This is a genomic window from Variovorax sp. LjRoot290, from assembly GCF_964253985.1.
Classification (GTDB): Bacteria; Pseudomonadota; Gammaproteobacteria; order Burkholderiales; family Burkholderiaceae_C; genus Variovorax.
Map to the genome: position 1 here is coordinate 158,219 of NZ_CAXURW020000002.1, position 23,231 is coordinate 181,449.

Below are 23,231 nucleotides of genomic sequence, written 5' to 3' on the forward strand. Positions count from 1 at the left end.
TGGCGATCGCATCCCATTCTCGGCGCTGCGCAGCGGCGGCACAAGGGGAGCGCGCGGCCGCCGCGACGCGGCCGTGGTGCGGGCCCTGGGTACGCGCGATCGTCCGTTCAGGAGCCGTGGAACTGCACGCGACGGTTCACGGCGGCGTACGGATCGGAGTCTGCGATCGGCCGGTCTTCGCCATAACCAACCGTCTTCAGGCGTGCGGCGTCGATGCCGTGGCGCTGCACCAGATAGTCACGCACTGCGCGGGCGCGGCCTCGCGACAGCTCGAGGTTGTAGGCATCGCTGCCGACGGCGTCGGTGTGGCCTTCGACCGTGACAATGCTCTTCGGCACAAGCAGCTTGATGCCTTCGGCCAGCGCGTCGAGCTGGGCCCGTGCGGCCGGAAGGATGTCAGCGGAGTCGAAGGCGAAGCGTACCGGCAGGGACAGCGCCGAGGCGTCCGCGTTCGAGTCATCACGCGCAATGGGCGCAGAGGCCGAGGTACGCGCCGAGGTCTTCGCCAGTGCGACCGCCGCCGCCGCGACGAACTTCGTCGGGGCGGCAGGTGCATCATCGAGCAGGCGGATCGAACGGGTCTTGCCGAGCACCGCCGCCACGTCCAGCGGGTTCACGAGCTGGCCCTCACGATAGACGATCACCTTCTCGGCCTTCACCTGGGGGGTGATCAGGGCGGCGGCGAGGGCGAGGGCGAGGGTGCTGAAGTAGCAGGTCATTTCGGGCTCCTTGGGCGTTGGATTCGTCGATGCCCATGGGTTGCGCGCGCCGCCTGGTCGGTTCAATCTTTCTCGATCGACCCGATGCCGCGGATCGAACGTGTCACCACCGGGTCGCCGTGATAGCGCACGTGGCCGACACCCCCGATGCGCACCGCCAGCGTGGTGCTGGCAGCAAGTCGCACTTCGCCATTGCCATCGATCGTGACTTCGGCGCGCTCGCTGGCGAGCTTGGGTGCCAAATAGCTGCCCATGCCGGTGATGGCAAGTTGCTGCGCCATCACCTTGCCGCCCCCGACAGCGACTTCGCCGGCGCCGGTGATCCGCACGTCGAGGCTGCGCGCGTTTTCCAGGCGATCGAGGCGGATCGAGCCGCCGCCCGCCAGCACCAGCGCGAGCGCGTCGCTGCGCAGCGGTCCGATGCTGATCGCACCGGCCGTGCGCGACTCGAACACGCGCAGCGTCCGGACGCCGAGCTTCATCCGGATCGGCTGCTGTGTCTCGATCCGGCCGGGCGCCAGGCCGATGAGCAGGCGCCGGCCCTGAACCTCGGTCGTGATCTTGCGCAGCACCGCCGGCTCGGCTTCCAGGGTCAGCGTCTCGCGCGGGCCCTGCTCGATGCTGACCTCGCCGGCGACGGCGAACACGACCTGGTCGAAGTCGGCGACGCTGCGGGTCTCGGTGGCCGCCTGTGCCGGCTCGGCAAGAATCGCGGCAAGAACCGCGGCCGAAGCCGCGGCCCGAAGCGTCCCCCGCACGGGGAACACACGGGTGAACCAGTTCATGGTGCGGCTCCTGGGTTGCGATGAGCTGGCCTCAGCGCGGCAGCGCGAGGTTGGGTGGCGCGGGGTAGGGGCGCGCCTGACAGGTGGTCCAGCCGGCATCGGTGACGATCACCGCCCCGCCGTCGCGGTCGATCGCCACCAGCTTCGCACCCTGCCGTGCGTCGGGGCCCAGGGTGACCGGCCCCTCGTCGAACAGCAGGCGGCCGTACTGCCAGCAGCGCAGCCGATAGGTGCCCTGCGCCTTCTGTCTCGGCACCGGCGTCGAGGCCGGGGGGGCGGGCGGGAGCCCGGACCCGACGCGATCGTCGGTGGGGGCGGCCGCGGTGGCGACGCCTGCCGTCGCGCCGAGGGGCAGTTGCAGGACGCCGACGGCGGCGACCAGGGCGACCGCGCTCACAGCGGCCAGGCGGATGCCGAGCTGCTTCGCACGGCCAGGACGGGACTCATTTGGCTTGGACACGGAAGTTCTCCTGGGCGAGCGTGCCGCCGCTGGCTTTGACGAAGGCGCTGCGGATCAGTTCGAGCGTGGCGCCGGGGAGGGGTTCGAAGTCGGCGCCGACCAGCGCCTGCGGCAGCGAAGCCATCACGTCACGCTGCGTCGCGAAGCAGGAAATGGTCTCGGGCACGCCCTTCGTGTTCATCGTGAGTTGGAAGCGCATCGCGCCGGGCAGCGCGAGCGGTTGGGCCGCGGCGACGCGCGAGTCGCGGGCGAAGCGGTTGGGGAAGAAGCGGATGACCTTGGCCTCCTCGTCCTGCAGGTAGCAGTAGACATGCGCATCCTGCGAGGGCGCGAGGGCCAGGTTGATCGCCTCCCCGCGGGCGAAGCGGGTCTGCTGCTTCGGGGTCGTCAGCGAGAGCTTGAGCGCCGCCGCCTGTGCGTGGGCCGCCTCGGCTGCCGGGGTGGCTGCGGCCCTTGCGGCTGTTGCGGTCGTTGCGGCTGCGGCCACCGGGATCGATGCGGGGGCTCCGGCCACCGAGGCCGGCGCGACGTAGCGTGCAGGCTGGTCCGGCCGCTTGATCTTGGTGTGGTCGGCGGCGAGGAAGGCGTAGAAGAACTCCTCGTTGAGCACCGCCTCGCGGCTGAGGCCCAGCGCAGCGCGGTAGCTCGCGATCGCCTCGTCGATGGCCGGGTTGAATTCGCCGTCGATCGGGCCGTCGTAGAACGCGCGCCGGCGCAGCTGGTTCTGGAAGTAGGCGATCAGCTCGATACGCGTCGACGCCATCGCGTGATACCAGTCGAACATCTCGAGGCGCGTTTCGTCGTTCTTCTTCGGATCGGTCACGCCCAGGCAGGTCCAGTACGGAGTCTTGGTGAGCTTGCCGATGAGTTCGACCGCCGCGAGCTCGACCAGCCCGCGCAGCGCCTGCGTCTGGCCTTCGGCCTTCGCCAGGTTCATGCTGTAGTTGATGCCGAACTTGTGATACGCAGCATCGCCGTCGATGCCGCTGCCCTGCTTCAGGATCATCACCGAGTTGCGCGAAGTGACGCCCGCGAGCACCGCCATGTCGCTGGTCGTCAGCACGCTCAGGTCGAGCGCCAGCATGCTGGAGCCCGCATCCTTTGCCGCGCCGAGGTTGATGAAGGGCGCGAAGCCGATGCCGATGTCCTTCTGGTTCTTGACCAGGTTCTCGTCGAACTGCGACACCGAGCCCTTGATGTCGTACAGCGGGATGGCCTGGTAGGCCGACGCGCTTTGCGCCGAGGCGAGGTAGCTGATCACGTTCGCCGTGTCCTTGCCGAACGCGACCAGGCGCACCGCCCGGCTGCGCCGCGACATGTCCGACACCGACGAGATCAGCATGTCGCGCGTGCCGGCGTTCAGCTTCTTCGTTTCGTCGGCGATTTCCTCGGTCAGCATCGTGATGTCACGCACGCCGTAGTCGAGCAAGAGCGTGTCCATGCAGCGCAGCGCATGCGAGAAGCCGGTGATCGAGCGCTGGGGCCGGTCCTCGGGCCCCTTGCGGATCTCGTTGGTCTGCTCGATGGTGGGCTGCTTGACCTCGAGCGTCTGGCAGCCGGCGAGTGCGGCGAGGGCGGCGGCAAGCGCGAGGAGGCGCGCGACTTTGGGCGGTTTCATGTGAGATCTCCCTTCTGCGGGACGTCCGCTCAGCGGCACCCGCCGCGGCCGACGATGTTGATCGCGTTGGGTGCGAACACGAAAACCTCGCGCGGCGCGGCGCCGATGCGCCCGCCGGTGTCGATGTTGCCGATGCTCTGACTCCCGCAGCTGGTGGAGCCCAGGGAGTTTCCCTGTGACTTGCCTTGTTCGTCGGCCTTGCGCTCCTGGGCGGCGATGCGGATCTTTTCCTTCGCGATCTTCGCGCGGAAGCGCGTATCGACGCCCATCAGCTCCTGCCCCGCCATTGCGTGGGCGCCGGCGCCCAGCGTGACGGCGGCGAGGACGATGCGGGCGGTGAGGGCGAGGCTTGCATTCATGGTGGTCTCCTGGGTGGGGAAGCGCCGGCGGGGGAGACGCCGGCGCAGGGAAAGAAGAAGGACGAGGTCTTACTTCGCGACGCCGACGCTCTGGTCGGCGGTGGACAGGAAGCCCGCGGCGGTGTTGACTTGGGCGGTGGCGAGCACCGTCGAGTTCGTCAGCTTGCCGCTGCCTTGCGCGCCGCCGATCTGCTGGTGCGCCGAGGCCAGGAAGCCGCCGGCCACGTTGCTCACGCCGGTGGCGCCGACGAAGCTGCCCTGGACCTTGCCGTCGTTCTTGGCGAAGCCCACTTCCTGGTTTGCGGTGCTCAGGAAGCCGGCGGCGGTGTTGTTCACGCCTTGCGCGACCACGGCGGTCTGGCTGATCTGGCCGTTCTGGGTAGCGCGGGCGATGCTCTGGTTGGCCGTCGACAGGAAGCCCGCCGAGGTGTTGACCGCGCCGTTGACGATCACGGCCGTGTTGCGGATCTTGCCGTTCTGCTCGGCCACGCCGACGTTCTGCCGCGCGGTGGACAGGAAGCCGGCCGAGGTGTTGACAGCACCGGTCGAGAACACGCCGGAGTCGGTGATCTCGCCGCCCATGGCGGCACCGAAGACGAGGCCGAGCGCGGCGAGGATGGAAAGTTTGGGAGCGGATTTCATGGTGGATCTCCTGAAGGGTTGGCGGGTTGGGGATGGAGGCATGCGCTTGCTTGCCTTCCGCTCCATGGGTTGCGGCGGGTCCGCAAACGGTTCAAGCGAATTGGCATTCGCGGCGGACAAGGCGAGCTGCAGGAATGAAAAAACCCGCCGGCGCGGGTGCGCGGGCGGGCCGGGCGGCGACAGGCCGCGGGAGTAGCGGCAGCGGCTTACTTGGCGACGCCGATGCTCTGGTCGGCGGTCGACAGGAAGCCGGCGGCGGTGTTGACCGAGCCGGTGGCGATGACCGTCGAGTTCGACAGCTTGCCGTTGCCTTGGGCGCCGCCGATCTGCTGGCGGGCGGTGGACAGGAAGCCGGCGGCCGTGTTGCTGGCGCCGTTGGCGATGACCGTCGAGTTCTCGACCACGCCGCTGTCCTTGGCGAAGCCCACCTCCTGCGTGGCGGTGCTGAGGAAGCCGGCTGCCACGTTGTTCAGGCCGTTGCCGATGATCGTGCTGTTGGTGATCTTGCCGTCCTGCGTCGCGCGGCCGACGTTCTGCGTCGCCGTCGACAGGAAGCCCGCGGCCGTGTTGTTGGCGCCGTTGACGATCACGGTGCTGTTGGTGATCTTGCCGTTCTGTTCGGCCACGCCGATGTTCTGGCGCGCCGTGGCCAGGAAGCCGGCCGAGGTGTTGACGGCGCCGGTGGACAGCACCGTGGAGCCGGTGATCTCGCCGGCGATCGCGCCACCGAAGGCGAGACCGAGAACGACGAGGGCGGAAGCTTTGCGAACGAGTTGCATGATGATCTCCTGAGAGTGGTGACGAGGTTGATGGTGGGGCTTGCCGATTTGCCTGCCTTCCCGCTCCATGGGTTGCGGCCGGTTCGGGAACGGTTCAAACGATTTGTTCAGGCCTTGGCCGAGGATCTGAGAAGGGTTCAAGCGGATGTCGGGCGGGCTGCGCGCCAGCGTAGGATTGCCCGCCATGCTCGACAGGGCTCCGCCTGAACCGCCTCCGCACCCGCCACGCCTGACGGGCCTGCGCGGCGCCTTGAACGCGCTGCGCAATTTCGGGCTGGTGGGCCTCGGCACGCCTGGTGCCGGCGAGTACGACAGCTTCACGGCCAGCGATGGTCAGGTGGTTCCCGTTTACGTTCTCGGCAAAGGCCCGCCGCTGGTGCTGGTGCACGGGGTCGGGTGCTCGCATCGCGACTGGATGCCGGTGGCGCGACGGCTGGCGCGGCGTCATTGCGTGCTCGCCTGGGACGCGCGCGGCCATGGCAGCTGCCGGCCGGTGCGCGGCAGCATCACGCTGGCGCGACTGGCTTGCGACTTGGCCGAGATGCTCGATCACTTCGGGCTGCAGCGTTCGGCGTTGGTCGGGCACTCCATGGGCGCGCTGACGCTGATGCAGTATCTGCATTTGTATGGCACGCAGCGCGTCGCGGCGGTGGCGCTGGTCGACCAGTCGCCGCGCATCGTGACGGACGACAGCTGGCGTCTCGGGCTGTTCGGCGGCTGCAGCGCGACGATGCTGTCGGGGCTGATCGCGGGTGCGCGCCAGGATCTGGCCGAGACGCTGTTGAACGAGGTCGGCACGTTCGGCGGCGCTTGGCTGAAGCGCCAGCTGGGTGTCGAAGCATCGCTCGGACGGATGCTGCGCCGGCGCCTGGGACGCATCGATGTCCGGCCATTGCTCGACCTCGCCGAGTCGATGGCGCATGCCGACTTCCGCGCGTCGCTGTCGCGCCTCGATGCCCCGCTGCTCGTCGTGCTCGGGGCGCGCAGCCCGCACTACGCCGGTCTGCCGCTCGATGCCTGGTATCGCGACACGGTGAAGCACGCGCAGATCTCGGTTTACCCGCGTGCCGGCCATTCGCCGCATGTCAGTGAGCCGCTGCGCTTCGCGCGCGAACTCGAGCGCTTCTTGGACGACCACGCGTGAGCGCGGTTTGCCTACCCGCAGCGCCCCTTGTCGTCCGATTTGAAGCAGAAGTCGGTTGTCAGGCTCGACGACTCCCAGGGCACCTGCGCGCGGCCGGTATCTTCGGCCACACCGATGCGCACCCGCTTGAAGAGCTGCTCGATCTGCAGCCCCGGCGTCGGCAGGTTGGCCAGCAGGTGACGCGCATAGACGCTGTGCTTGCCGCTGGCGCCGTCGAGCGCCACGCCGTTCGGCGCGGTCGAGAAGGCCACCAGGGTGCCCACGGGCGCATCGAGCGTGGCCAGGCCACCCGGCGTCGCGCCGCGGAATCGCAGTCGCCGTCCATCGGGGCCGACAATGACGCCGCCGGCGAACGGGTTCACACGGCAGGCGTCGAGCACCACGATGTTGACGCCGGTGGGAATCGCGCTGAGTCGGTCGACGAACTCGCCGACGTCCGCACTTTGACGCTGGATGTCCGCTTCCGATTGCGGGTCGGCGTCGATCGGCACCAGGTAGTTGCGGCCCTTCACCTGAACGCCGTGGCCGGCATAGAACAGCATGCGAACCGAGGCCTTCGGAGCGCGCACCGAAAACTCGCGCAGCGACTCGATCAGTTCCGGCAGCCGCGTGTTCTGACGCAGGGTCACGTCATAGCCAAGGCCGCGCAGCGCCGCCGCGACAGCGCTGGCGTCGCCGGGCGGGTTCTTCAACGGTGCAGTGCGATACGCGCCGTTGCCGATCACCAGGGCGATGCGCGACTCGGCGACGTTGGCGTCGGCAGGGCCGCTCATGGCGGGACCGAAGGGCAGCGCTGCGGCGCCCAATGTGCAGCGCAGCAACATACGGCGGGTCAGCAGCGTGGCCATGGCGGCTACTCCCGAGGCGGCACGCCGGGCGCCATCGAGGCGGCCTGAACGATCGGGGCAGCCTGCACCCGGGCGAGCGCTGCCGCTTCGCTGCCGGCCGGCACGCGCAGGTAGTAGTCGCCCAGCTGGCCCGGACCGCCGGCCAGCTCGCCGTGAACCTGGACCACCAGCATGCGGATGTCGGCCTCCTTGGCGTCGGGTGCGAAGCTGATCTTCAGCATCGGAGCCTCTTCGACGCGAACCGCGTGCAGTGCGCGGATTTCGTTCTCGTTCTCGCGTACGTCACCGAGCAGGTTCAGGATCACGCCGCCTTGCACTGCCACGAGCGCCAGCCCGGCCATCGCATAGCTCGGGCGCATGCCGAAGTTGCCGAAGAAGGCGCCGATGCGCTCGGCCAAGGTCGGACGGTCGCCCTGGATCAGGCGCATGGCGCGCGCCAGGCCGATCGTTGCCGGCACGGCCGGGGCGTTTTCCTGTACGCGCTGCTGCAGCGAGCGATACCAGTCCAACTCGCTCCGGGCCTCGGGATTCTGTTCCAGGTAGGCGTCGACCCAGGCGCGCTCTTCGGCTCCCAGCGTGCCGTTGGCGTACCAGGGGAGCAGTTCTTCGAAGCGTTTGTTCATGATGCCTGTGCTCCCGTGGCAACGGTCGCACCCTTGCGGTGCGGCAGCGATGAAAGGATCTCGACCATGGTGACCACCCAGAATTCTTCGGCTCGTACGAGCCCGTAACTGACCCGATCGTTGTCCATGCAAGCGGCGACTGTGGTGAGATCACGCAATATAGCGCGCGCGACCGACCGCACCGAGACCCCGATCTACCTGCACGGGACATGCCCGTGTCGCCTCTGGGTTGCGCGAGGTCGGCCGAAGGTTCAGTTTATTTTTGCGCGCTTGTCACGTACACCGCAAGCTTCAGGATGCGAGCGCGCCTTTGGCGTCGGGGGCGCCGCCCTCGCTGCGCAGCAGAGACTCCAGGCATTTCTTGATCTTCTGGCGGGCGTGGAACAGGCGCGTCTTGACGGTGCCCTCGGGACAATTCTGTACCTCTGCCACTTCAGCCAGACCCATGCCCTCGTAAAACACCAGGTGCAGGCATTCGCGGTGCTCGTCCGACAGCTTGCCCATGCAGTGCTGTACGCCTTCGCGCCGTTGCTTGCCCGCCAACTCCGCGTAGCCGTCAGGCGTGTCCGAGGCGGTGATCTCGGCGATGTCCTCAAGATCTCCATGCACCTCGTCGGGCCGGCGCGCCCGATAGACCATCAGCGCCTTTCTGCGTGCGATCCCGATGAGCCACGTGGAAAACTGCGAATCGCCGCGAAAGCGCTGGGGGTGGCGCCAGACCTCATAAAGCGTGTCCACCAGGACCTCCTCGGCCCGCGCGTGGTCGTTCAGCATGTTGAGCACGTAGGCGTATACCTTTCGGCTGAACGCCTTGTACAGCTGACGAAACGCTGCCTGGTCTTCGCGGCCGATGCGTACGAGCAGCTGATTGACCTCGTCGTTGTCCATGCGGGCGGTGGCGGTGCGGCGGGGGTGACGGTGACGCAATATAACGTCATCACCCATCGGAATGAATGGGGCTGCGTGCGCCACTGGCGGCATCAGCCAGAATCGACCCGTGAAGGACACGCCAACCACACCGCCTTCCCCGCAAGCGCCGAAGGTCTCATTTGCCTCGCGATTTTTCGGTTACGACGTATTCATCTCCTTCGCGCTAGGCGGCCCGCCGCGTGGATCGCAGAGCTACGCGTCGGACCTTGCCAGAAGGCTGCGCGAGCGAGACCTGAGCGTGTTCTTCAGTGAGGACGAGGCGCGCCCCGCTGTCCGACACCCTGAGACGTGCCCTGCTGCGGTCGAAGTTGCTGGTGGTGATCATCAACCGCGACACGCTAGAGGTGCCGAATTGGCTGCGTACCGAGGTCGAAGCGTGTCGATCGAAGTGCCCGGGCCGGCGCCAGCAGCACGGGGTCGCTCATCGAAGCAAGGCCCCGCATGCGCGGCGTTTCGAACATCGACCAGAGATCGACCCGCGCGCCGCGATTGCAGTGGACGAGCGCATCGCCACGCAAGTGCTGTTGCTGTTGCTGTTGCAGTTTCCAGAGGGCGGGCGTCCAGGGCGCATCGAAGGGACGCGCGAGCTGATCGTTCGCCGCACGCCGTACATCGTGGCCTACCGGGGTCGGAAAGGATTGCGTTCGCATCCTGCGAATTCTTCACAGCGCGCAGTTGTGGCCTGGCGAACTGACAGACCTGCTGCGAAGAGGGGGTGAATGTTGTTCGCCATCCGGAGTTTGCGTGGCGAGAACGTGCGTGAGCAGAGCATGCGAGCCCTTGGATCTGCTGGCAGCTCTCGCCCATAGCATCGCGTTCGTCATAACTCACAGCGCTTCTCCTGCTCGAGGCGTAAGGCGTGTACGGACCCTACGCCTGTTGCAAGCTCTTTTCGGTGACGTCAAACAGTCTGCATGCATGTATACCGCTTGCCGGTGGGCGCGTCGATCCCGCAGCCTCGATGAGATCCGCACGCCCTGACCTCAGCGCCTCAGCGACTACTCCAAGAAATGTCTCCCTAGGACAGCGACAGAACTGTTCCAGGTCATTCAGCCGGCTGAGCGCTACGGCGCCGGCGCCGAGCGCATTCGTTCCTGCGTGACGGCGCCCTTGAGTCGTTGGAAGTCGAGCCAGGAGCGCTTGATCTCCGGGTTGAAAGACTTAGCCAGGGCGCCGCGAGATTTCGCCTCCTGGGCGCCGTAGAGCGAGCGGCCCGCGCTCGTCGTTGCGGCCTCGGCCAACCATGCCGGGTCGGGGAGCACAAGGCGCTGCAGCCTGTCAGGGGGCAGCGCATTGGCGATGACCAGCCCTGCCGGATCGAAGTCCACGAAAGCCCAGAGGGGCTCGGTGCGCGCCAGGATGCATTCGCGTGGGGCTGAAGGGGAGAGGTGGACGTCGCCGCGATAGATCGCCAGGACCGACAGGCCTTGGTAGTCGATCCATCGGTAGGTCTCCAATTCTCGGAACGTCTCCAGGTTCTCGACGAGCATGAGCCGCTGGCAGGCGATGCGCGCCGCTACGGCCCCCTTCACTACAAGGTAAGTGCCGTCGGGCGTGTGGGAACGTGCTGGTTGGAACCGGCATTGATCAGCACCATACGGTGGAGTTGGTAGTTGGACATGTTCCGTGATCCGCAACGTGGGCCGGTTGGCACTCTTCTGTAGAGATGCAGCCTCACTGGGTTGATTTCGGCGCTGCCTCCGCGATGCACTCAACCAGGTTCAGCGCCGCCAGCATAAGCATCTTTTCCGTCTCGGATTCGATGCCCAGAAGGCCGTGCTCCCCGAATTTTCCGCGGACGTATGCGAGCAACTGCTGCTCGGGATGGTCCGCGATAGCGTCCGAAATGGCTTGCGCTTGCTGCTGCGGCGTCAGGCCCTCGATGAAGCGCACGCGTGCGGAGATGCGCTTCAGGCAACGTTCCTGAACGACTTCGGAGATGACCGGCCAGGCTTTGCCGCTGCTTTTCATCGCCTCATAGAAGACGAGTAGCAGATTCAGAACCATCTCGATTTGCTCAAGGGTGGCGCCATGCAGCCGAAGGGCGAGCACCGAGAAGAACAGGTTGGGCTGTCGGGCGTGGACTTCGTCGGCAAGTTGCTCGCGTTCCTTGAAGGTCATGCGCTCGACGCTGAGCACGGCGTCGACGAGAAGCCGATTGGAGATCGATGTCATGGGGCGATTGTCCAACGCCGCCTCTCTGTTACGTGGTGGTGGCCTCTTGCCCACGAAATGAGCTCGTGCAAACCGACCGAAGTCGCTCGGCAGAGAAGTGCCTGACGGTGCCGCCCGCCAGCTCAAGACGAAGCGAGAGCCATTTTGTCAATCAAACAGAACTCAATCTGAGGTTGCTGCAACTCAGTGTCAGACAAGGAGAACGACATGGAAGACGATCGCCGCCCCGTCACCGTCATTCGTGCTGATCTGGTTCGCGCCAAAGATCAGCTTGCCGCCTTGGGCCCCAACCTCGAGGGCACCGTCCATAGCTTTGCCCGCCACCGCGTCATGAGCCTGGCCGAGGAGCTCCGCGCTGCGGAGGACGCAGCCGAGAGCCTCGCAGAGACGGTTGCATTGAAGTGGATCTATCGCTATGCCGTCGGCAAGCGCCTGCTGATCAACGAGGGCAACAGTCTACAGGGCACTTGACACGCCAGGGCAACGTCGGGGAGCGTGAGGACGCGTCACGACGAGCCTCTGGTTCAGGCAATCGCTTCCTTGGAGAGCATCCAGAAGCTGGCTCCTTGAAGGGCGCGGCTGCTCGGCCCCGTTACGACGCCGACTGCGGAATCGTGAACACCATGTTTGCCGCGCCGCGGAACTCGCCCTTCGTCACAAGGAACCACAGCGTCGCGTGGTCGCCGAACAGCTCGCCGACGTTGCCGCTCGCGGCGGCGCGGCGCGCGACCATCATGCCGTAGGTGTTGGTGCGCGTTTCGGCGGCGGTGAAGTGGTTGCCGGTGACGCTCATGAAGATGCCGGCACAAACCACCATGTCGGCCGTGAAGGTGTTGCCCGTCAGCACCACGGTCTGGAACAGGCCCCGTGCCTGTCTGACGGTCAGCAGCTTGATGGTTTCCGCGCCTAGCGCCAGCCGCGTCACCAGGTTGTGCGCGAAGACCAGTTGGCCGGTGCCGGGTTGGACCTCAAAATCACCGGGCTGCAGTGCGCGCAGCAGCGCTTCGCGCGGCACCTCGGGGTCGGGGATGCCGTAGAACGCCACGTCGCCCGCGAACTGGCAGTGCGTGATTTCGCAGACGCTGGTGATCTCCTGGAACACGGCCGCGGCCCGTATCGCCGCCGGCAGCGTGCAGCCGCGCATGCGCAGCACGCGCGCGTTGCCCACGGCCAGCCAGGGCAGCTGGCTGTCGTTCCTGCCGGCCACGTGCACGCCGTCGAGTTCGACCTGGGCGTTGTTGTTCAGCGCGATCAGCGCGCGGCCGCTCAGCGTCAGCTGCAGGTCGCGCAGTTCCAGCGCGGCCAAGCCGGCCAGGGCGATCGGGCCGGCAGCCGCGATCACCGCCGTAGGCCCGCAGCCGTGCAGCGATAGGCGCCGCGCGGGTCGCGTGTTCGCGGCGTCCAGCTGCAGGCCGGCCTCCAGGCGGTGCTGGCCTGGCAGGAAGCAGATGCACAGCGAGGGGCGCGCAGCCAGAAGCTTCTCCAGCAGTTCGCTACTCAATTCAGGGAAGTTGCCCCCCTCGCCGATGGTGATCTCGCAGCCGCCACCCCCATCGCTGGTGGCCGGTGTCGTGGCCGTGGCCGCGAACACCAGCACCTGCTCGGACACGGGGCTGCCGCCGCTGGTCAGCAGATGCGCGCGCACGCGCTGGTGCTGCGGCGTGCCCAACTGCCATGGGCATTCGGCCAGCCCCTGGGCGTTGCAGCTAGCGTCGAAGGCGTCGGCCGGCGGACTGCCCACGCTGCCGGCGCCGACCTCCACCGTGAAGCGCACGCGCGCGCCGGGCACCGGCAGTGCGCCGCGCATCACGCGCACGCGCAGCGGCTCGGGCAACGCGCCGCCGGGCGTGGTGTCCTGGCCGTCGCCACCCACATAGAGCAGTTGCATCATCCTGGTGAGCGGCGGGAACAGGTCGCGGCAGTCGGTGATGGCCGTGACCAGGCCGTTGGCATCCACCGTCACCAGGCCCAGGCGGGCCCAGCCGTCGCGCACGCCGGCCGGCGGCTCGGCGACGGGTTCGCCGTCGCCGTCGCGCGGCCATTCCACGTCGGCCGTGACGGTGCGCGCCGGGATCTGCCAGTAGTCGCCCGGCCGGTAGCTGCCGCCGGGCGCAAAACGGATCTGCACCCCGTCCTCCAGCGTGATCCAGTCGCCTTCCTCCACCGCCAGCGCGTTCTCGCCGACCGTGGCCGACGTGTGGTCCCAGCGCCGCAGTACCGGATGGCGCGCCGGGTCCTGGCCCAGCGTGCCGGAGGGCACGCCGGCCAGCACCAGTTCCAGCGCATCGTTGCCATCGTGCAGGTACTCGAAGAGCTGGCCGGCGCGGCCCTGCAACTCGGCCTCGTCGTCGACCAGTTCCACGCGGTCGTGCAGGGCCAGGTCCAGGTTGGCGTCGCGGCCGCGCGCGGCCAGACGCACCGTGGTGCGGTTGGCGGCGGTGTCGATGCTGACTTCCTGCACCGCGTAGGCGACCGAACCGTTCTCGCGCGACCACTTGAAGCTGGCTGCGCCGGTCGTGTCCACGGCGTGGATTTCCACGCGGTAGAGCTGGTTCTCCAGCCGGCGGTAGCCTGCGCTGGCGGCGATCTCGCAGACGCCGGTCGCGGCCAGCTCGGGCTCGGCGCGGGCGGCCATGCGGGCGGCGGGCGGCGCGGTCAGAGCGGTCCAGGCGGCCATGTCGGCGCCGCAGTGCCAGCCGGCGTTGTCGGGCGCGGCCGGCAGGGCGAGTGCGCGCACCTGTACCACCTGCTGTGCGCGCGTGGCCGTGTCGGGCCCGCCCAGCGCCACCTCGCGGATGCCGGGGGCCTCCAGCGCGCTCACATGGCGTTGCCAGGCGCGCAGGTAGACGAGGTGCGTGCCAGCCGCGAGCCGAAACGGCAAGCCGCCGTCGGGCTGGTTGGCCAGCGAGGCGGCCTGCTCCCATTCGCACAGCTGGCCCTGCGCGTAGTAGCGGCCCGCGCCGATGCGCAGGCTGGCCGCCGGTAGCGCCGCGGGCGCGCCGGCGCCGGTGGCGGCCACGCGCCAGGCCTGGCCGCCGCCGACCAGCCAGGGCGCCTCGGTGCCGGCCACTGCAAGCCCGGCCAGCGCCGGGCTTCCGGCCACGGGCTGCGCGCTCCAGGTGTTGCCGCCGTTGGTCGTGGCCAGCAGCGTGCCGCCGTCACCGGCGATCCAGCCGTTGTTGGCGTCGCGAAAACGCACGGCGCGCAGCCTGGCGGTGCTGCCGCTGGTGGTGGCCGTCCAGGTGGCACCGCCGTCGTTGCTGCGCAGCACGGTGCCGCCATCGCCTACCGCCCAGGCCTGGCCGCCTGTCAGCGACACTGCGCGCAGCGTTGCGGTGCTGCCGCCATCCACGCGGCTCCAGGCCGCGCCGCCATCGGTCGTACGCACGATGGCGCCGCCCGGCCCCACGGCCAGGCCGTCCTGCGCGCTGGCGAAGGCTACGGCGTACAGCCGGTCCACGCCGCCGGCGTGACGCGTCCAGTTGGCGCCGCCGTCCACGGTGCGCAGCACCAGGCCGCCGTCGCCCACGGCCCAGGCGTGCTGTGCATCGAACACCGCCGCGCCGCGCAGCGTCTGCAGGCTGCCGGCGTTCTGCACGGTCCAACTGCTGCCCGCGTTGTTGGTGCGCAGCACGGTGCCGCCGTCGCCCACGGCCCAGCCGGTGTTGGCGGCGCGTCCGATGGCGCGCAGGTGCCGCGTGCTGCCGGTGCTGGCGAGGGTCCAGGCCGCACCACCGTTGGTGCTGACCAGCAGCGCGCCATCCTCGCCGGCGATCCATACGCTGTTGGCGTCGGCCGCGTGCACCGCCAGCGCGCCCATGCCGGCCGACAGCGCGAAGCCGGCGTTCTCGGCCGGCGCGCCGCTGGCGCCGATCACATCCACGGCCAGCCGCTCGGCGCGGTGGCGCGTGATGTCGCCCTGCTCGTTGAAATCGGCATCGGTGATCACGCGGCCTTGCTGCATGCGCACGGCGGTGTAGTGCGCGCCGGGCTCGAAGGTCTCGCGCGAGAGATCGGCTTTCATGGTGTCCTCCTCAATTGGCGAAATGCACGCTGGCGGCCAGGCCCAGGCGCAGGTATTCGGTCAGCGCGTCGCGCAGGTTGGCCTCGCGCTGCGGTTGCTGCAGGTGTTCGTAGGCGCCCATCTCGGCGCCGCTGGCCGCACCGGCGCGGATCTGCCCGGCGCAGCGCAGCTCCAGCTGGCCCAGTGCCGGGTCGCCATAGCGGCGCGTGACAAACAGCGGCCGCACCGTGGCCTCGACCTCGGCGCGCACGGCGTCCTTGTCGGCCGCCGTGGCGGTGGCGGGCAGGGCGGCGAGGCGGACTTCGGTCTCGAGTTGCGGCTGGCAGCGGTAGCGCCGCGGCACCTGCGAGGCCGGCGGCACATAGCAAAAGCGCACGCAGCCGATCTGGCGCCGCTCGGCCAGCACCGGCGCGTCGAAGATGCAGTCGCTGGCATTGAGCGACAGCGCGTTGACGGCGCCGAAGAAGCTGGCGCGTTGCAGGTCCAGCGCGGCCTCGGGCGCGTCCAGCGCGGCCGTTGCCGCGCCGTCGGCGAGGCCGAGGCCGACGATGCTGTCGGTCACCTCCACGCCGCGCACCGGGCCGGCCACGGCGACCGGCGCGCAAAGGCTTTGCAGCAGCCGCAATTGCAGGCGCGGGCTGTCGGCGCCGACCGTCAGGTGTTGCGCGCCCAGCACCGTCTCGGGCAGCAGCGTGCAATGCGCCAGTTCCAGTTGCCCCAGGTGGCCGGAGGCCTGCAGCGGCCCCTGCAGCAGCAGGCCATGCAGGAACAGCGCGCCGGGGTTCGCTGCATCGGTATCGGCTGTGCCGCGCACCTGCAGCCGGCCTTCCCAATGCGCGCGCACCTGCCGGGCCTCGAAGCGGCCGGGCACGCGCTCCACGCCGCCGGGCGGTGCGCCGGGGATGGGCTGCAGTGGCCACTGGCCGGCCATCACCAGCAGTTGCGAGGCTTCGGGGATCTCGATCTCCAGCGCGGCCGCGGTGTCGATCTCCGACAGGCTGTCCATCACCACGATGACGCCGGTGCGACCGGCCGGCTGCGTGTTCCAGGCGTCGACGGCCTCGCGCAGCGTGGGGAACAAGAGGCCGCTTCCGTCGTCGGGCAGCAGGTGCGACACGCCCACCTGCCAGACCTGGGGGTCGAAGAAGCCGCCAACGTCCTCGTCGGCCGTGCTGCCATCGGCCGCGCGGTTCGTCGCGCGAAGGGCCGCGCTGCGCTCGTAGGGGCCACCGCCGATGTCGGCGACGCTGCCGTGGGCCGCATGCAGCCAGACGCGCTCCACCTCGAGCGCGGGGGGAAAGCCGATGCGGCCGCGCCGCAGGTCCAGTGCCAGCACGCGTGGCGTGGGAATCGCCAGTTCAACGGTGTCGGGGATCTCGCAGATGCAGATGTCCTCTCGCGGCACCTCCACCGGCAGGGTCTCGCCGGCCAGTTGCACGAAGCAGCGCAGCACCGGATCGCGTTCGGTCATGAAGCGCGCCGCCGGTTCGGCCTGTCCTGCCCGCAACCGTTCCAGTTCGGCATGCAGTGCCAGTTCGCGCAGCGGCGCGCTGGCGTGTTCCTCGCGCGCGGCCTGGGTGATGGCACTGCCGCCGGTCTCGGTGCGCGGGCGGTTGAAGAGCGGCGCGTCCACGCCGGCCGGATGCATGTGCCAAAAGCCCTCGGCGTGGAGGCGCGCGCTGATGAAGTCGGCGCTCGTCATGTCGGCAGGGGCGCCAGGCGCGCCGAGGCCCAGGTGCTGTGAGCGCAGGCGCCACAGGTACAGGCCGACGTTGGGGATGTTGAAGCGCCCGCCGCGCGTGTCTGCGTTGCGCACCTCCAGCGTGTGGGCGAAGGGATCGAAGGCGCCGACCGAGGCTTGGGCCAGCTCGGCCGCCGCGGCGTCGCGCACGCAGGCCGTGGCGGTGGGACGTATGCGCACATGGTTCATGTGCTGGGTGGTGCCCAGGCGCTGGAAGAATTCCACGGCCGCAGCGGGCCAGCCAGTGACGTCGCGCGCCAGTTGCTCCAGCACCAGCGCCGTGCCCTTGCGCCGGCGGTAGGCGATGGTGTTGGCGACCCAGGCGCGGGTGCTGACGCCTGCCGAGGGCACCGGCCGGATCGGCCGCGCGCCCAGCAGGTCGCCGATGTAGGGCACGGTCCATTCGTCGCAGGTCTCTATGAACCAGTTGTCGTACAGGCGCGCGGAGTCGGCCTCCACCGCTTCGAGTTCGCTTTCGATCACGGCCAGCAGCGCGCGCAGCGGCGCGCCCTGCTCGCCATCGCGCAGGCGGTGGATGACCGGCAGCAGCTGGTAGAGCCGTTCGGGGGTGAGCAGACTCATAGCGTGGCCTCCACCAGTTCGAGTGCCGCGGGGTTCAGCAGCATCAGCTCGGCTGGCTTCATCGCCTTGGCCGCGCTGTCCCAGCGCCCGCCAAACGCCGGCACGACCTGCATGTCGCTGGCGGCCGCCGCCGGTTCGCCATACGGTTGCAGCACGTCAAGATCCACCGCTACCACGCCCGGCACCTGGTGCAGCAGTGCGAGCAGTTCGGCCGCCGTGACCGACTGCGCCAGGTCGCGCGCATCAAAGCTGAAGGCCCATTGCAGCTTCGTCCTGCAAGCCGCGAGCACGGTGTCGGCTTCATAGCGCGGATCGATCGCGACACGCGCCGTGCAGCGGAAGTAGCGCAGCACCGAGGCGCCCAGCACGAAGGGCTGCGACGGATCGGACAGGTCGGCGATGGCCTGGCACAGGTTGTCCATGACCTCGGCGCCCGGCGCGCCGCCGGTGGCGCCGGCCACCGACAGCAGCACGCGCGAGCTGCCGTCGACCCAGGCCAGGTCGGCGCGCGCCTTGCCGATGCCGGGAAAGGCGCGTGCGAAGTCCTGGTAGTCCGACAGCGAGACCACGCGCTCGAAGGCCAGCAAGGTCAGCGGCGCGTTGCGGCGCGCATCATGAAGGTGCTCGGGCCCCTGGGCGCCGCTGGCCGGCAGCGGGTTGCTCACGCCGCGCAGGCCCAGCGGCATGGCGCGCAGCATGGTCAGCGTACGCGCCGCGACTTCGCCGTCCGGGCCGATGCCGCTGCGGTAGCGCGCCTGCACGTTCATCTGGCCGCTGGGCAGGCGCGCGCCGCTGCGGCCGTCGCCGAACAGGATCTCCATGCGCGCCTCGTTGTCGATGCGCGTGGCATATGCATGCTCGTCAGGCGCGGCGCCGTAGAGCGAAGGCTGCTCGGTCCACAGCAGGCCGTTGACGCGCAGTTCCAGCGTGCTCTTCACGCCGGTGGCCGAGGCCGCCGTCAAGTGCGTGGTCGGCGGCTTGCGAAGCGTGAAGCGCTGGAACGGTTCTTTCGCGTCGCCGTTGCCCAGCACCTCCTGCACGCTCTCGCCATGCGTGGCACGAACCACGTTGGCGTGGATCTGGAGGCCCTCGCGCCGGTAGCTGTACGTCAGCGGCTGCTGCAGCACCAGCATGCTGCGGCCACCGCCATGTTCCACCTCGTCGAGCAACGCGATTTCGGCCGCATCCACGCCGGGCAGGTCGTGCCGCGGGCCGACGAAGGCGAGCGGCTGGCCGTGCGCCAGGCCCAGCACCATGGTCGACAGCTCGATGCGCTTGCTGCCCGCTTCCACCGGCGACTCGATCGGCAGCTCGGCCATCGGTTGGCGCCGGCTGGCGACATGGGCCGTGGTGTCACGGAACAGGAAGGCCTCCGAAGGCGCAGTGCTTCGGGGCTGGCCGCTGCCATCGGCCAGGCGAAGCGCCGTCGCGCGCGCCGACAGGCCATAGTCGGCGCGCGAGACTTCGCGGGCGTCGAACAGGGCATAGGCGGTGGCCTTCTCGCTGGGCGCGTCGAAGACCATCCAGCTGCCGGGCGCGAGCTTGGGTACCGGGCGCTCCAGCAGCGCATGGCAGGGCGGCAGCACCGTGCTGGCCAGGTTGCTGTTGCCCTGCGAGTCGGTCCAGATGTTGCGGCTTGCGCCCAGCGAGCCGCCGCCGGAGAGCGGGTCGCCGTCGTCCCAGCCGCTCGTGTAGACCGGCTCCTTGGTGTTGGTGGCGGGCAGCGAGCCCCACTTGGGCGCGTTGTGGCCGAAGAAGCCCAGCCGCTGCGAGAAGCTGAAGGTGCCGGCCTCGGGCGCCACCGGCTTGGACGGGGGCTTGACGCTGGCCGTGATCGCCTGCACCAGCTGCAGGCTGCTCCAGCCCTGGATCGCGATCATGGCCTGCAGCTCGTTCTCCTTCCAGCTCTGGCTGGCAATGGTGCTGCCGAGCGCGCTGCTGGTGAAAGGCACGCTCTCGATCTGCGCCTGCGCGTAGCCGCCGAAGGAGAAGGACAGGATCGGCACCGCCCAGTGCAGCAGCGGCGGCGCTGCCGGCGTCACCGGGTCGGGCAGCGGCTCCAGTTCGATGCGCACGCGGCGCAGCGCGGGCTCGTCCTCCACCTCCAGCGCGCGCAGCACCAGGTGGCGCAACTGGCTGCCGTTCTTGCCGACGAAGAGCAGCAGCTCGCCGGCCTGGATGCCGCTGGCCTGGTCGGAGAGGTAGACGCGCGCGACGTCGAGTGCATCGACCGTGGGCTCCACGGCCAGGCCGGGGTCCAGCCGGTACAGGCTGCCGCTGCTCAGGGCCGGGTGCAGGCCGGCGGTCTCGCTGGCCAGGCTGCCTTCGGGATAGAGCATGACCAGTCGCCGCGTGCCCGCCACGTCGAGCAAGGCCAGGTCCGCCGGGCGCGTCTGGCGCGGACGCAGCGCATTCCATTCGGCGCGCGCGACGATGGGCTCGCTGGTCTCGAAGACCTGCGGCAGCTTGCCCTGCGGCGGCACGCTTTGCACCGGCGCGCCGGCGGCGATGGCGCAGACGCCCGGGGCGCCGGCGGCGTCCTCCACGGTGAAGACCAGGTGCACGCTGGCGGCCACACCGGGCCGCAGTTCGTAGCCGACGGCGCGCGCCAGTTCCAGCACGGAGCGGCGTTCGGTGGCGGTGCGCAGGAAGCCCTCGTTGGCGATGCGCTCCTGGTAGAAGGTCAGCACATCGGCCACGCAGGCGGACGCGTCCACCAGCGCGACGGCCGCGTCGTCGGGCTCGCGGGTGCGCAGCGCGCCCAGCGGCCGCGGCGCACTTGCAGGCACGCCGGGCACATGCCACAGCGGCAGCCGAGCCAGCATGCGCTGGTAGAAGCCGGGCTGGGTGTCGATGCGCCAAGACAGCGCGGACAGGCCGGGCGCGTTGTAGATCACGCCGGGCTCGGCCTGGCCCTCGCAGCAGTGGCAGCCGTCCAGCGGGGTGTCGTCGCTGCTCATTTCATTTCCTCCGCCGCATGCACCTCGAACTGGATGCGGCCGTGCTCGGGCGCGTTCGGGTCGTTGTCCAGCCGCGCGATCTCCAGCCGCGCCATCGCAATGCGGCCGGCGTCGATCTCACCGTCCGGTTGCCGGCCCAGGCGCTGGAAGCGCAGCGGCTCCACATGCGAGACCCCTTGCACCGCCATCGCCGCGGCGACCACGGCGCTCAGGTAGACCGGCTCGCCGAAGCTGAAGCGGTCCGGGTGGAAGAAGCCGCCCGGGGTGGTGGCGAACACGCGCAGCAGCCGGCGCTGCACGTCGGCCCCGAAATAGCCCGGCCGGGTGCAGACGTGCAGCGCAATGTCCAGCGCCACGTAGGCCGGCGCGTCGATCTCGACGTCGTGCCCGGCCAGCCGGTAGCGGTCGATGAAGGCCGCCAGGCTGTCCTCGAAGGCCGGGTCCATGCCCTCGGCGCCGCGCCGGTCCACCGTGATGAACATGGTGTGCCAGCTGCCGGTCCAGCGCCGCGTGGCCACGGCGCGCTGCACGCGGCCGTCGCGCATCGCGACCTCGGCATAGTCCTGCGCCGTCACCGCGCGCTCCTGGCGCCGGAAGGCCTGCGGCGCGTCCATGCGCGCGCGCGCCAGCGTGACAGGGTCCACGCCGCCGGCGGCCGGCAGCGGGTTGCGCACCCGCGTGATGCCATCGAAGTTGCACAGCACATGGGAGATCGCGTCGGCACCCACGTTGCCGGCGCTGCCGTTGCCCACGCGCACGCGCGCCGACAAGGCCTCGGCCGCGCCGGGGCGCAGGCCGTTCACGCCGTCGCCGAAGCGCAGCAGCACCTGGCCGTCGCCTTCGGTCTCGGCCACGAACTCGGCGGCAGCGCCGCCGCTTTGCAGCAGGTCGCGCCGGGCACTCCAGCGGCGGCGATCGCCGTCGCTGGTCACCAGCACCGCTTCGCGCGTGTCGGCCAGGTCGCGCCGCAACGCGGCGGTGGCACTGGCGGCCGGATCCACCAGCAGCGGCTGGCCGGCCGCATCGCGCGCCAGGGCCTGGCGCGTCCACGGCAGCAGCGTGGGCTGGGCCAGGCGAAAGCGCGGCACGCGGCCGCCGGGCACCGGCACCAGGGACTCGAAGCGCGGCGCGCTGAAGCCGTGGTCGGCCAGCGCGATGTTGGCGCAGGCGCCGGCCATGTCCTGCACCAGCACGCCGGCGATGACCTTGGACAGGCACAGGTCGAAGGGCAGCGCGTCCTCGGCCTGCCATTGCACTTCGACCAGCGGCTGCTCGGTGACCGGGTCGCGCCGCGGTACGGGCGAAGGCGCGCGGCCGGGGCTGGCCTCGGGGTCCACGTGCATGAGGCGGACCACGTGGCGCTGCTGCGCGTCGGCATCCTGCGCGAGGCCGTTGGTGGTGCCGGCGCGCGCCTCCAGCAGCAGCAGGTCGCCCACGCGCAGGCGCAGGCGGTTCGCCTCATCGTCGCGCAAGAAGGCGCGCGTGGCGCCGCGCGGCAGGCAGCAGGCCTCGTCGCTCCAGGTGTAGAAGCGCAGGTCGTTGTGCGCGCTGTAGAGCTGCAGGGGCATCAGCAGTTCGAAGGGCTGCGCGCCGGCCGCGACCAGGGCCTGCGCGCTGTCGGGCGAGCCGAGCCGCGTGGGCGAGCCGTGTGCGCGCGTCAGCAGCAGCGTGCCGTCCAGGCCGGTCGCGCCGTCGCAGGCGGCGAGCATTTGGCCGTCGGCCGCGGCATCGATCTCGAAGGCCACCCAGGTGCGCGCGTTGCAGCCCTCGTGCACCGCGTAGTCCAGCAGCCGCGCATGCCGGCGCACCGACACGCGCTGGCGCGCCGTGCCCAGGTAGGCCTCGGTCGCGACTGCGTCCTGGAAGTAGGCGATCTCGTCGGCGCGGAAGGCCAGCGCCTCGGACAGCGTGACCATCAGGTCGGCCGGGCTGCGTTCCTTCCAGTTCGGCATCAGCACCGACAGCCGGTCCAGCACCAGCCGGCGGAAGCTCTGGTAGTCGCGCGCCAGGTAGTCGATGTCGGGCGCGCGTTGCGGCAGCGGCGCGCAGTCGTCCTCCACGCGGCAGTCGAAGTCGCTGGGGCAGTCGACCTTGAAGCCGAATGCGATCTGCGCCAGCGCCGGGTCGATGCCGTCGGGCGGCGCGTCGGAGCCGGCCGAGGCCACCAGCCGCAGCTCGTAGCGCGAGAAGTCACCGATGCTGTCGAGCTCCACCGTCAGCACGTCGCCGCTGGCCGCCACGCCGATGGCCCGCGGGTCGCGCACGCGCACGCCGCCGCGGATCTCGATGTTGGATGCAGCGAGCGGCGCGGCCGGCGCGAAGGACAGGTCCTGCACGAAATGCAGCATCAGCCGCGGCTGGCCATGCACCACCTCCAGGTATTCGATGCCGTTGAAGGCCCGCGGTGGATCGGCCTGCGCGGCCTGGCGCACGGCGGCGACGCGTCCCGGGTTGCTGCAGAGGTATTGACCGTTCATGTGATCTCCCGCCTGAACTGCGCCTGCCCGGTCTGCTGCGTTTCCAGCACCGTGTAGCGCACCGTCACCGATAGGGTCGCGTCCTCGCTCTCGGCGCTGACCTCGTCGATGCGCATCAGGTGGCCAAGCCACTGCTGCAGCGAGCCGTGCACCAACGCCTGCACCGTGGCCGCCAGCTCGGGGCTGTTGGGCGCGAACACCAGTTGCATCAGGCCGCAGCCAAAATCGGGCCGGTTCACGCGTTCGCCCGGCACGGTGAACAGCAGCTGCTCGATCAGGTCGCGCAAGTGCGCCTCGCGCGACACCGTCGCGCTGCGGCCGCGGCCGTCGATGCGGAAGGGGAATCCGATGTCGGTGTCCATGGT

The 23,231-nt window shown here is 69.6% G+C and carries 20 protein-coding genes; 3 read left to right on the forward strand and 17 right to left on the reverse strand.

The genetic code is table 11. The features are described from left to right. Positions 1–107: 107 nt before the first annotated feature. The 7 genes from ACSQ9A_RS29695 to ACSQ9A_RS29725 all read right to left on the reverse strand — a co-directional run bounded on the left by ACSQ9A_RS29695 (position 108) and on the right by ACSQ9A_RS29725 (position 5,362). Entirely contained in the window at positions 108–719 is a 612-nt protein-coding gene (locus ACSQ9A_RS29695) for an OmpA family protein (protein WP_436306508.1), read from the reverse strand. A gap of 62 nt (positions 720–781) precedes the next feature. After that, a complete protein-coding gene (locus ACSQ9A_RS29700) occupies positions 782–1,504 on the reverse strand; it encodes a GIN domain-containing protein (RefSeq protein ID WP_436292863.1) in 723 nt (240 codons plus the stop codon). Between the two features lie 31 nt (positions 1,505–1,535). Continuing rightward, positions 1,536–1,964 carry a hypothetical protein gene (locus tag ACSQ9A_RS29705; RefSeq protein ID WP_139191642.1) on the reverse strand — a complete coding sequence of 143 codons (429 nt, stop codon included), beginning with the start codon at positions 1,962–1,964 and terminating at the stop codon, positions 1,536–1,538. After that, positions 1,948–3,582, reverse strand: coding sequence for a DUF4384 domain-containing protein (locus ACSQ9A_RS29710; protein ID WP_436306509.1), 1,635 nt, complete (start codon positions 3,580–3,582; stop codon positions 1,948–1,950). The genes ACSQ9A_RS29705 and ACSQ9A_RS29710 overlap by 17 nt, the downstream gene beginning before the upstream one ends. Before the next feature lie 29 nt (positions 3,583–3,611). Further along, positions 3,612–3,941, reverse strand: a complete 330-nt coding sequence (locus ACSQ9A_RS29715) for a hypothetical protein (protein WP_436306510.1) — start codon at positions 3,939–3,941, stop codon at positions 3,612–3,614. 69 nt (positions 3,942–4,010) lie between these two features. After that, the gene (locus tag ACSQ9A_RS29720) at positions 4,011–4,583 is read right to left on the reverse strand and encodes a hypothetical protein (RefSeq protein ID WP_436306511.1); all 573 of its coding nucleotides are present in this window, start codon (positions 4,581–4,583) and stop codon (positions 4,011–4,013) included. A gap of 206 nt (positions 4,584–4,789) precedes the next feature. Next, positions 4,790–5,362 carry a hypothetical protein gene (locus ACSQ9A_RS29725; RefSeq protein WP_436306512.1) on the reverse strand — a complete coding sequence of 191 codons (573 nt, stop codon included), beginning with the start codon at positions 5,360–5,362 and terminating at the stop codon, positions 4,790–4,792. Between the two features lie 250 nt (positions 5,363–5,612). Between ACSQ9A_RS29725 and ACSQ9A_RS29730 the strand changes: the two genes are divergently transcribed. Then, entirely contained in the window at positions 5,613–6,506 is an 894-nt protein-coding gene (locus ACSQ9A_RS29730) for an alpha/beta fold hydrolase (RefSeq protein WP_436306513.1), read from the forward strand. Positions 6,507–6,517: 11 nt separating this feature from the next. Here the strand turns inward: ACSQ9A_RS29730 and ACSQ9A_RS29735 are convergent, their stop codons facing one another. From ACSQ9A_RS29735 to ACSQ9A_RS29745, 3 genes are all read right to left on the reverse strand, one after another. Beyond that, positions 6,518–7,354: a caspase family protein gene (locus ACSQ9A_RS29735; protein WP_093103664.1), complete on the reverse strand. Its 837-nt coding sequence runs from the start codon at positions 7,352–7,354 to the stop codon at positions 6,518–6,520. Positions 7,355–7,359: 5 nt separating this feature from the next. After that, a complete protein-coding gene (locus ACSQ9A_RS29740) occupies positions 7,360–7,977 on the reverse strand; it encodes an anti-sigma factor family protein (RefSeq protein ID WP_436306514.1) in 618 nt (205 codons plus the stop codon). 291 nt (positions 7,978–8,268) lie between these two features. After that, entirely contained in the window at positions 8,269–8,865 is a 597-nt protein-coding gene (locus tag ACSQ9A_RS29745; protein WP_170855510.1) for an RNA polymerase sigma factor, read from the reverse strand. Between the two features lie 356 nt (positions 8,866–9,221). Between ACSQ9A_RS29745 and ACSQ9A_RS29750 the strand changes: the two genes are divergently transcribed. Next, on the forward strand, positions 9,222–9,626 hold the full coding sequence (locus tag ACSQ9A_RS29750; RefSeq protein ID WP_436306515.1) for a hypothetical protein: 405 nt from the start codon (positions 9,222–9,224) through the stop codon (positions 9,624–9,626). Between the two features lie 345 nt (positions 9,627–9,971). Here the strand turns inward: ACSQ9A_RS29750 and ACSQ9A_RS29755 are convergent, their stop codons facing one another. Together ACSQ9A_RS29755 and ACSQ9A_RS29760 are read right to left on the reverse strand one after the other, a co-directional pair. Further along, positions 9,972–10,622, reverse strand: coding sequence for a DUF7281 domain-containing protein (locus ACSQ9A_RS29755; protein WP_436306516.1), 651 nt, complete (start codon positions 10,620–10,622; stop codon positions 9,972–9,974). Next, positions 10,582–11,082, reverse strand: coding sequence for a hypothetical protein (locus ACSQ9A_RS29760; protein WP_436306517.1), 501 nt, complete (start codon positions 11,080–11,082; stop codon positions 10,582–10,584). The genes ACSQ9A_RS29755 and ACSQ9A_RS29760 overlap by 41 nt, the downstream gene beginning before the upstream one ends. 207 nt (positions 11,083–11,289) lie before the next feature. On the opposite strand from ACSQ9A_RS29760, the gene ACSQ9A_RS29765 reads away from it, so the two are divergent. Further along, positions 11,290–11,553: a hypothetical protein gene (locus ACSQ9A_RS29765; protein WP_436306518.1), complete on the forward strand. Its 264-nt coding sequence runs from the start codon at positions 11,290–11,292 to the stop codon at positions 11,551–11,553. 121 nt (positions 11,554–11,674) lie between these two features. Here the strand turns inward: ACSQ9A_RS29765 and ACSQ9A_RS29770 are convergent, their stop codons facing one another. The 5 genes from ACSQ9A_RS29770 to ACSQ9A_RS29790 are packed head-to-tail and all read right to left on the reverse strand — an operon-like array spanning position 11,675 to position 23,228. Beyond that, entirely contained in the window at positions 11,675–15,106 is a 3,432-nt protein-coding gene (locus ACSQ9A_RS29770; RefSeq protein ID WP_436306519.1) for a DUF6519 domain-containing protein, read from the reverse strand. Positions 15,107–15,116: 10 nt separating this feature from the next. Further along, positions 15,117–17,429, reverse strand: coding sequence for a hypothetical protein (locus tag ACSQ9A_RS29775; RefSeq protein ID WP_436306520.1), 2,313 nt, complete (start codon positions 17,427–17,429; stop codon positions 15,117–15,119). Beyond that, positions 17,426–20,389: a putative baseplate assembly protein gene (locus ACSQ9A_RS29780; RefSeq protein WP_436306521.1), complete on the reverse strand. Its 2,964-nt coding sequence runs from the start codon at positions 20,387–20,389 to the stop codon at positions 17,426–17,428. The genes ACSQ9A_RS29775 and ACSQ9A_RS29780 overlap by 4 nt, the downstream gene beginning before the upstream one ends. Continuing rightward, positions 20,386–22,866: a putative baseplate assembly protein gene (locus ACSQ9A_RS29785; RefSeq protein ID WP_436306522.1), complete on the reverse strand. Its 2,481-nt coding sequence runs from the start codon at positions 22,864–22,866 to the stop codon at positions 20,386–20,388. Before ACSQ9A_RS29785 ends, ACSQ9A_RS29780 begins: the two co-directional genes overlap by 4 nt. Continuing rightward, a complete protein-coding gene (locus tag ACSQ9A_RS29790) occupies positions 22,863–23,228 on the reverse strand; it encodes a GPW/gp25 family protein (RefSeq protein WP_436296884.1) in 366 nt (121 codons plus the stop codon). The genes ACSQ9A_RS29785 and ACSQ9A_RS29790 overlap by 4 nt, the downstream gene beginning before the upstream one ends. Positions 23,229–23,231 lie beyond the last annotated feature (3 nt).

Bases quoted from the DNA above. Each gene is read 5' to 3' on its own strand.
- ACSQ9A_RS29695 (WP_436306508.1), bottom strand. From the start codon at position 719: ATGACCTGCTACTTCAGCACCCTCGCCCTCGCCCTCGCCGCCGCCCTG.
- ACSQ9A_RS29700 (WP_436292863.1), bottom strand. From the start codon at position 1,504: ATGAACTGGTTCACCCGTGTGTTCCCCGTGCGGGGGACGCTTCGGGCC.
- ACSQ9A_RS29710 (WP_436306509.1), bottom strand. From the start codon at position 3,582: ATGAAACCGCCCAAAGTCGCGCGCCTCCTCGCGCTTGCCGCCGCCCTC.
- ACSQ9A_RS29715 (WP_436306510.1), bottom strand. From the start codon at position 3,941: ATGAATGCAAGCCTCGCCCTCACCGCCCGCATCGTCCTCGCCGCCGTC.
- ACSQ9A_RS29720 (WP_436306511.1), bottom strand. From the start codon at position 4,583: ATGAAATCCGCTCCCAAACTTTCCATCCTCGCCGCGCTCGGCCTCGTC.
- ACSQ9A_RS29725 (WP_436306512.1), bottom strand. From the start codon at position 5,362: ATGCAACTCGTTCGCAAAGCTTCCGCCCTCGTCGTTCTCGGTCTCGCC.
- ACSQ9A_RS29735 (WP_093103664.1), bottom strand. From the start codon at position 7,354: ATGGCCACGCTGCTGACCCGCCGTATGTTGCTGCGCTGCACATTGGGC.
- ACSQ9A_RS29740 (WP_436306514.1), bottom strand. From the start codon at position 7,977: ATGAACAAACGCTTCGAAGAACTGCTCCCCTGGTACGCCAACGGCACG.
- ACSQ9A_RS29745 (WP_170855510.1), bottom strand. From the start codon at position 8,865: ATGGACAACGACGAGGTCAATCAGCTGCTCGTACGCATCGGCCGCGAA.
- ACSQ9A_RS29760 (WP_436306517.1), bottom strand. From the start codon at position 11,082: ATGACATCGATCTCCAATCGGCTTCTCGTCGACGCCGTGCTCAGCGTC.
- ACSQ9A_RS29765 (WP_436306518.1), top strand. From the start codon at position 11,290: ATGGAAGACGATCGCCGCCCCGTCACCGTCATTCGTGCTGATCTGGTT.
- ACSQ9A_RS29770 (WP_436306519.1), bottom strand. From the start codon at position 15,106: ATGAAAGCCGATCTCTCGCGCGAGACCTTCGAGCCCGGCGCGCACTAC.
- ACSQ9A_RS29775 (WP_436306520.1), bottom strand. From the start codon at position 17,429: ATGAGTCTGCTCACCCCCGAACGGCTCTACCAGCTGCTGCCGGTCATC.
- ACSQ9A_RS29780 (WP_436306521.1), bottom strand. From the start codon at position 20,389: ATGAGCAGCGACGACACCCCGCTGGACGGCTGCCACTGCTGCGAGGGC.
- ACSQ9A_RS29785 (WP_436306522.1), bottom strand. From the start codon at position 22,866: ATGAACGGTCAATACCTCTGCAGCAACCCGGGACGCGTCGCCGCCGTG.
- ACSQ9A_RS29790 (WP_436296884.1), bottom strand. From the start codon at position 23,228: ATGGACACCGACATCGGATTCCCCTTCCGCATCGACGGCCGCGGCCGC.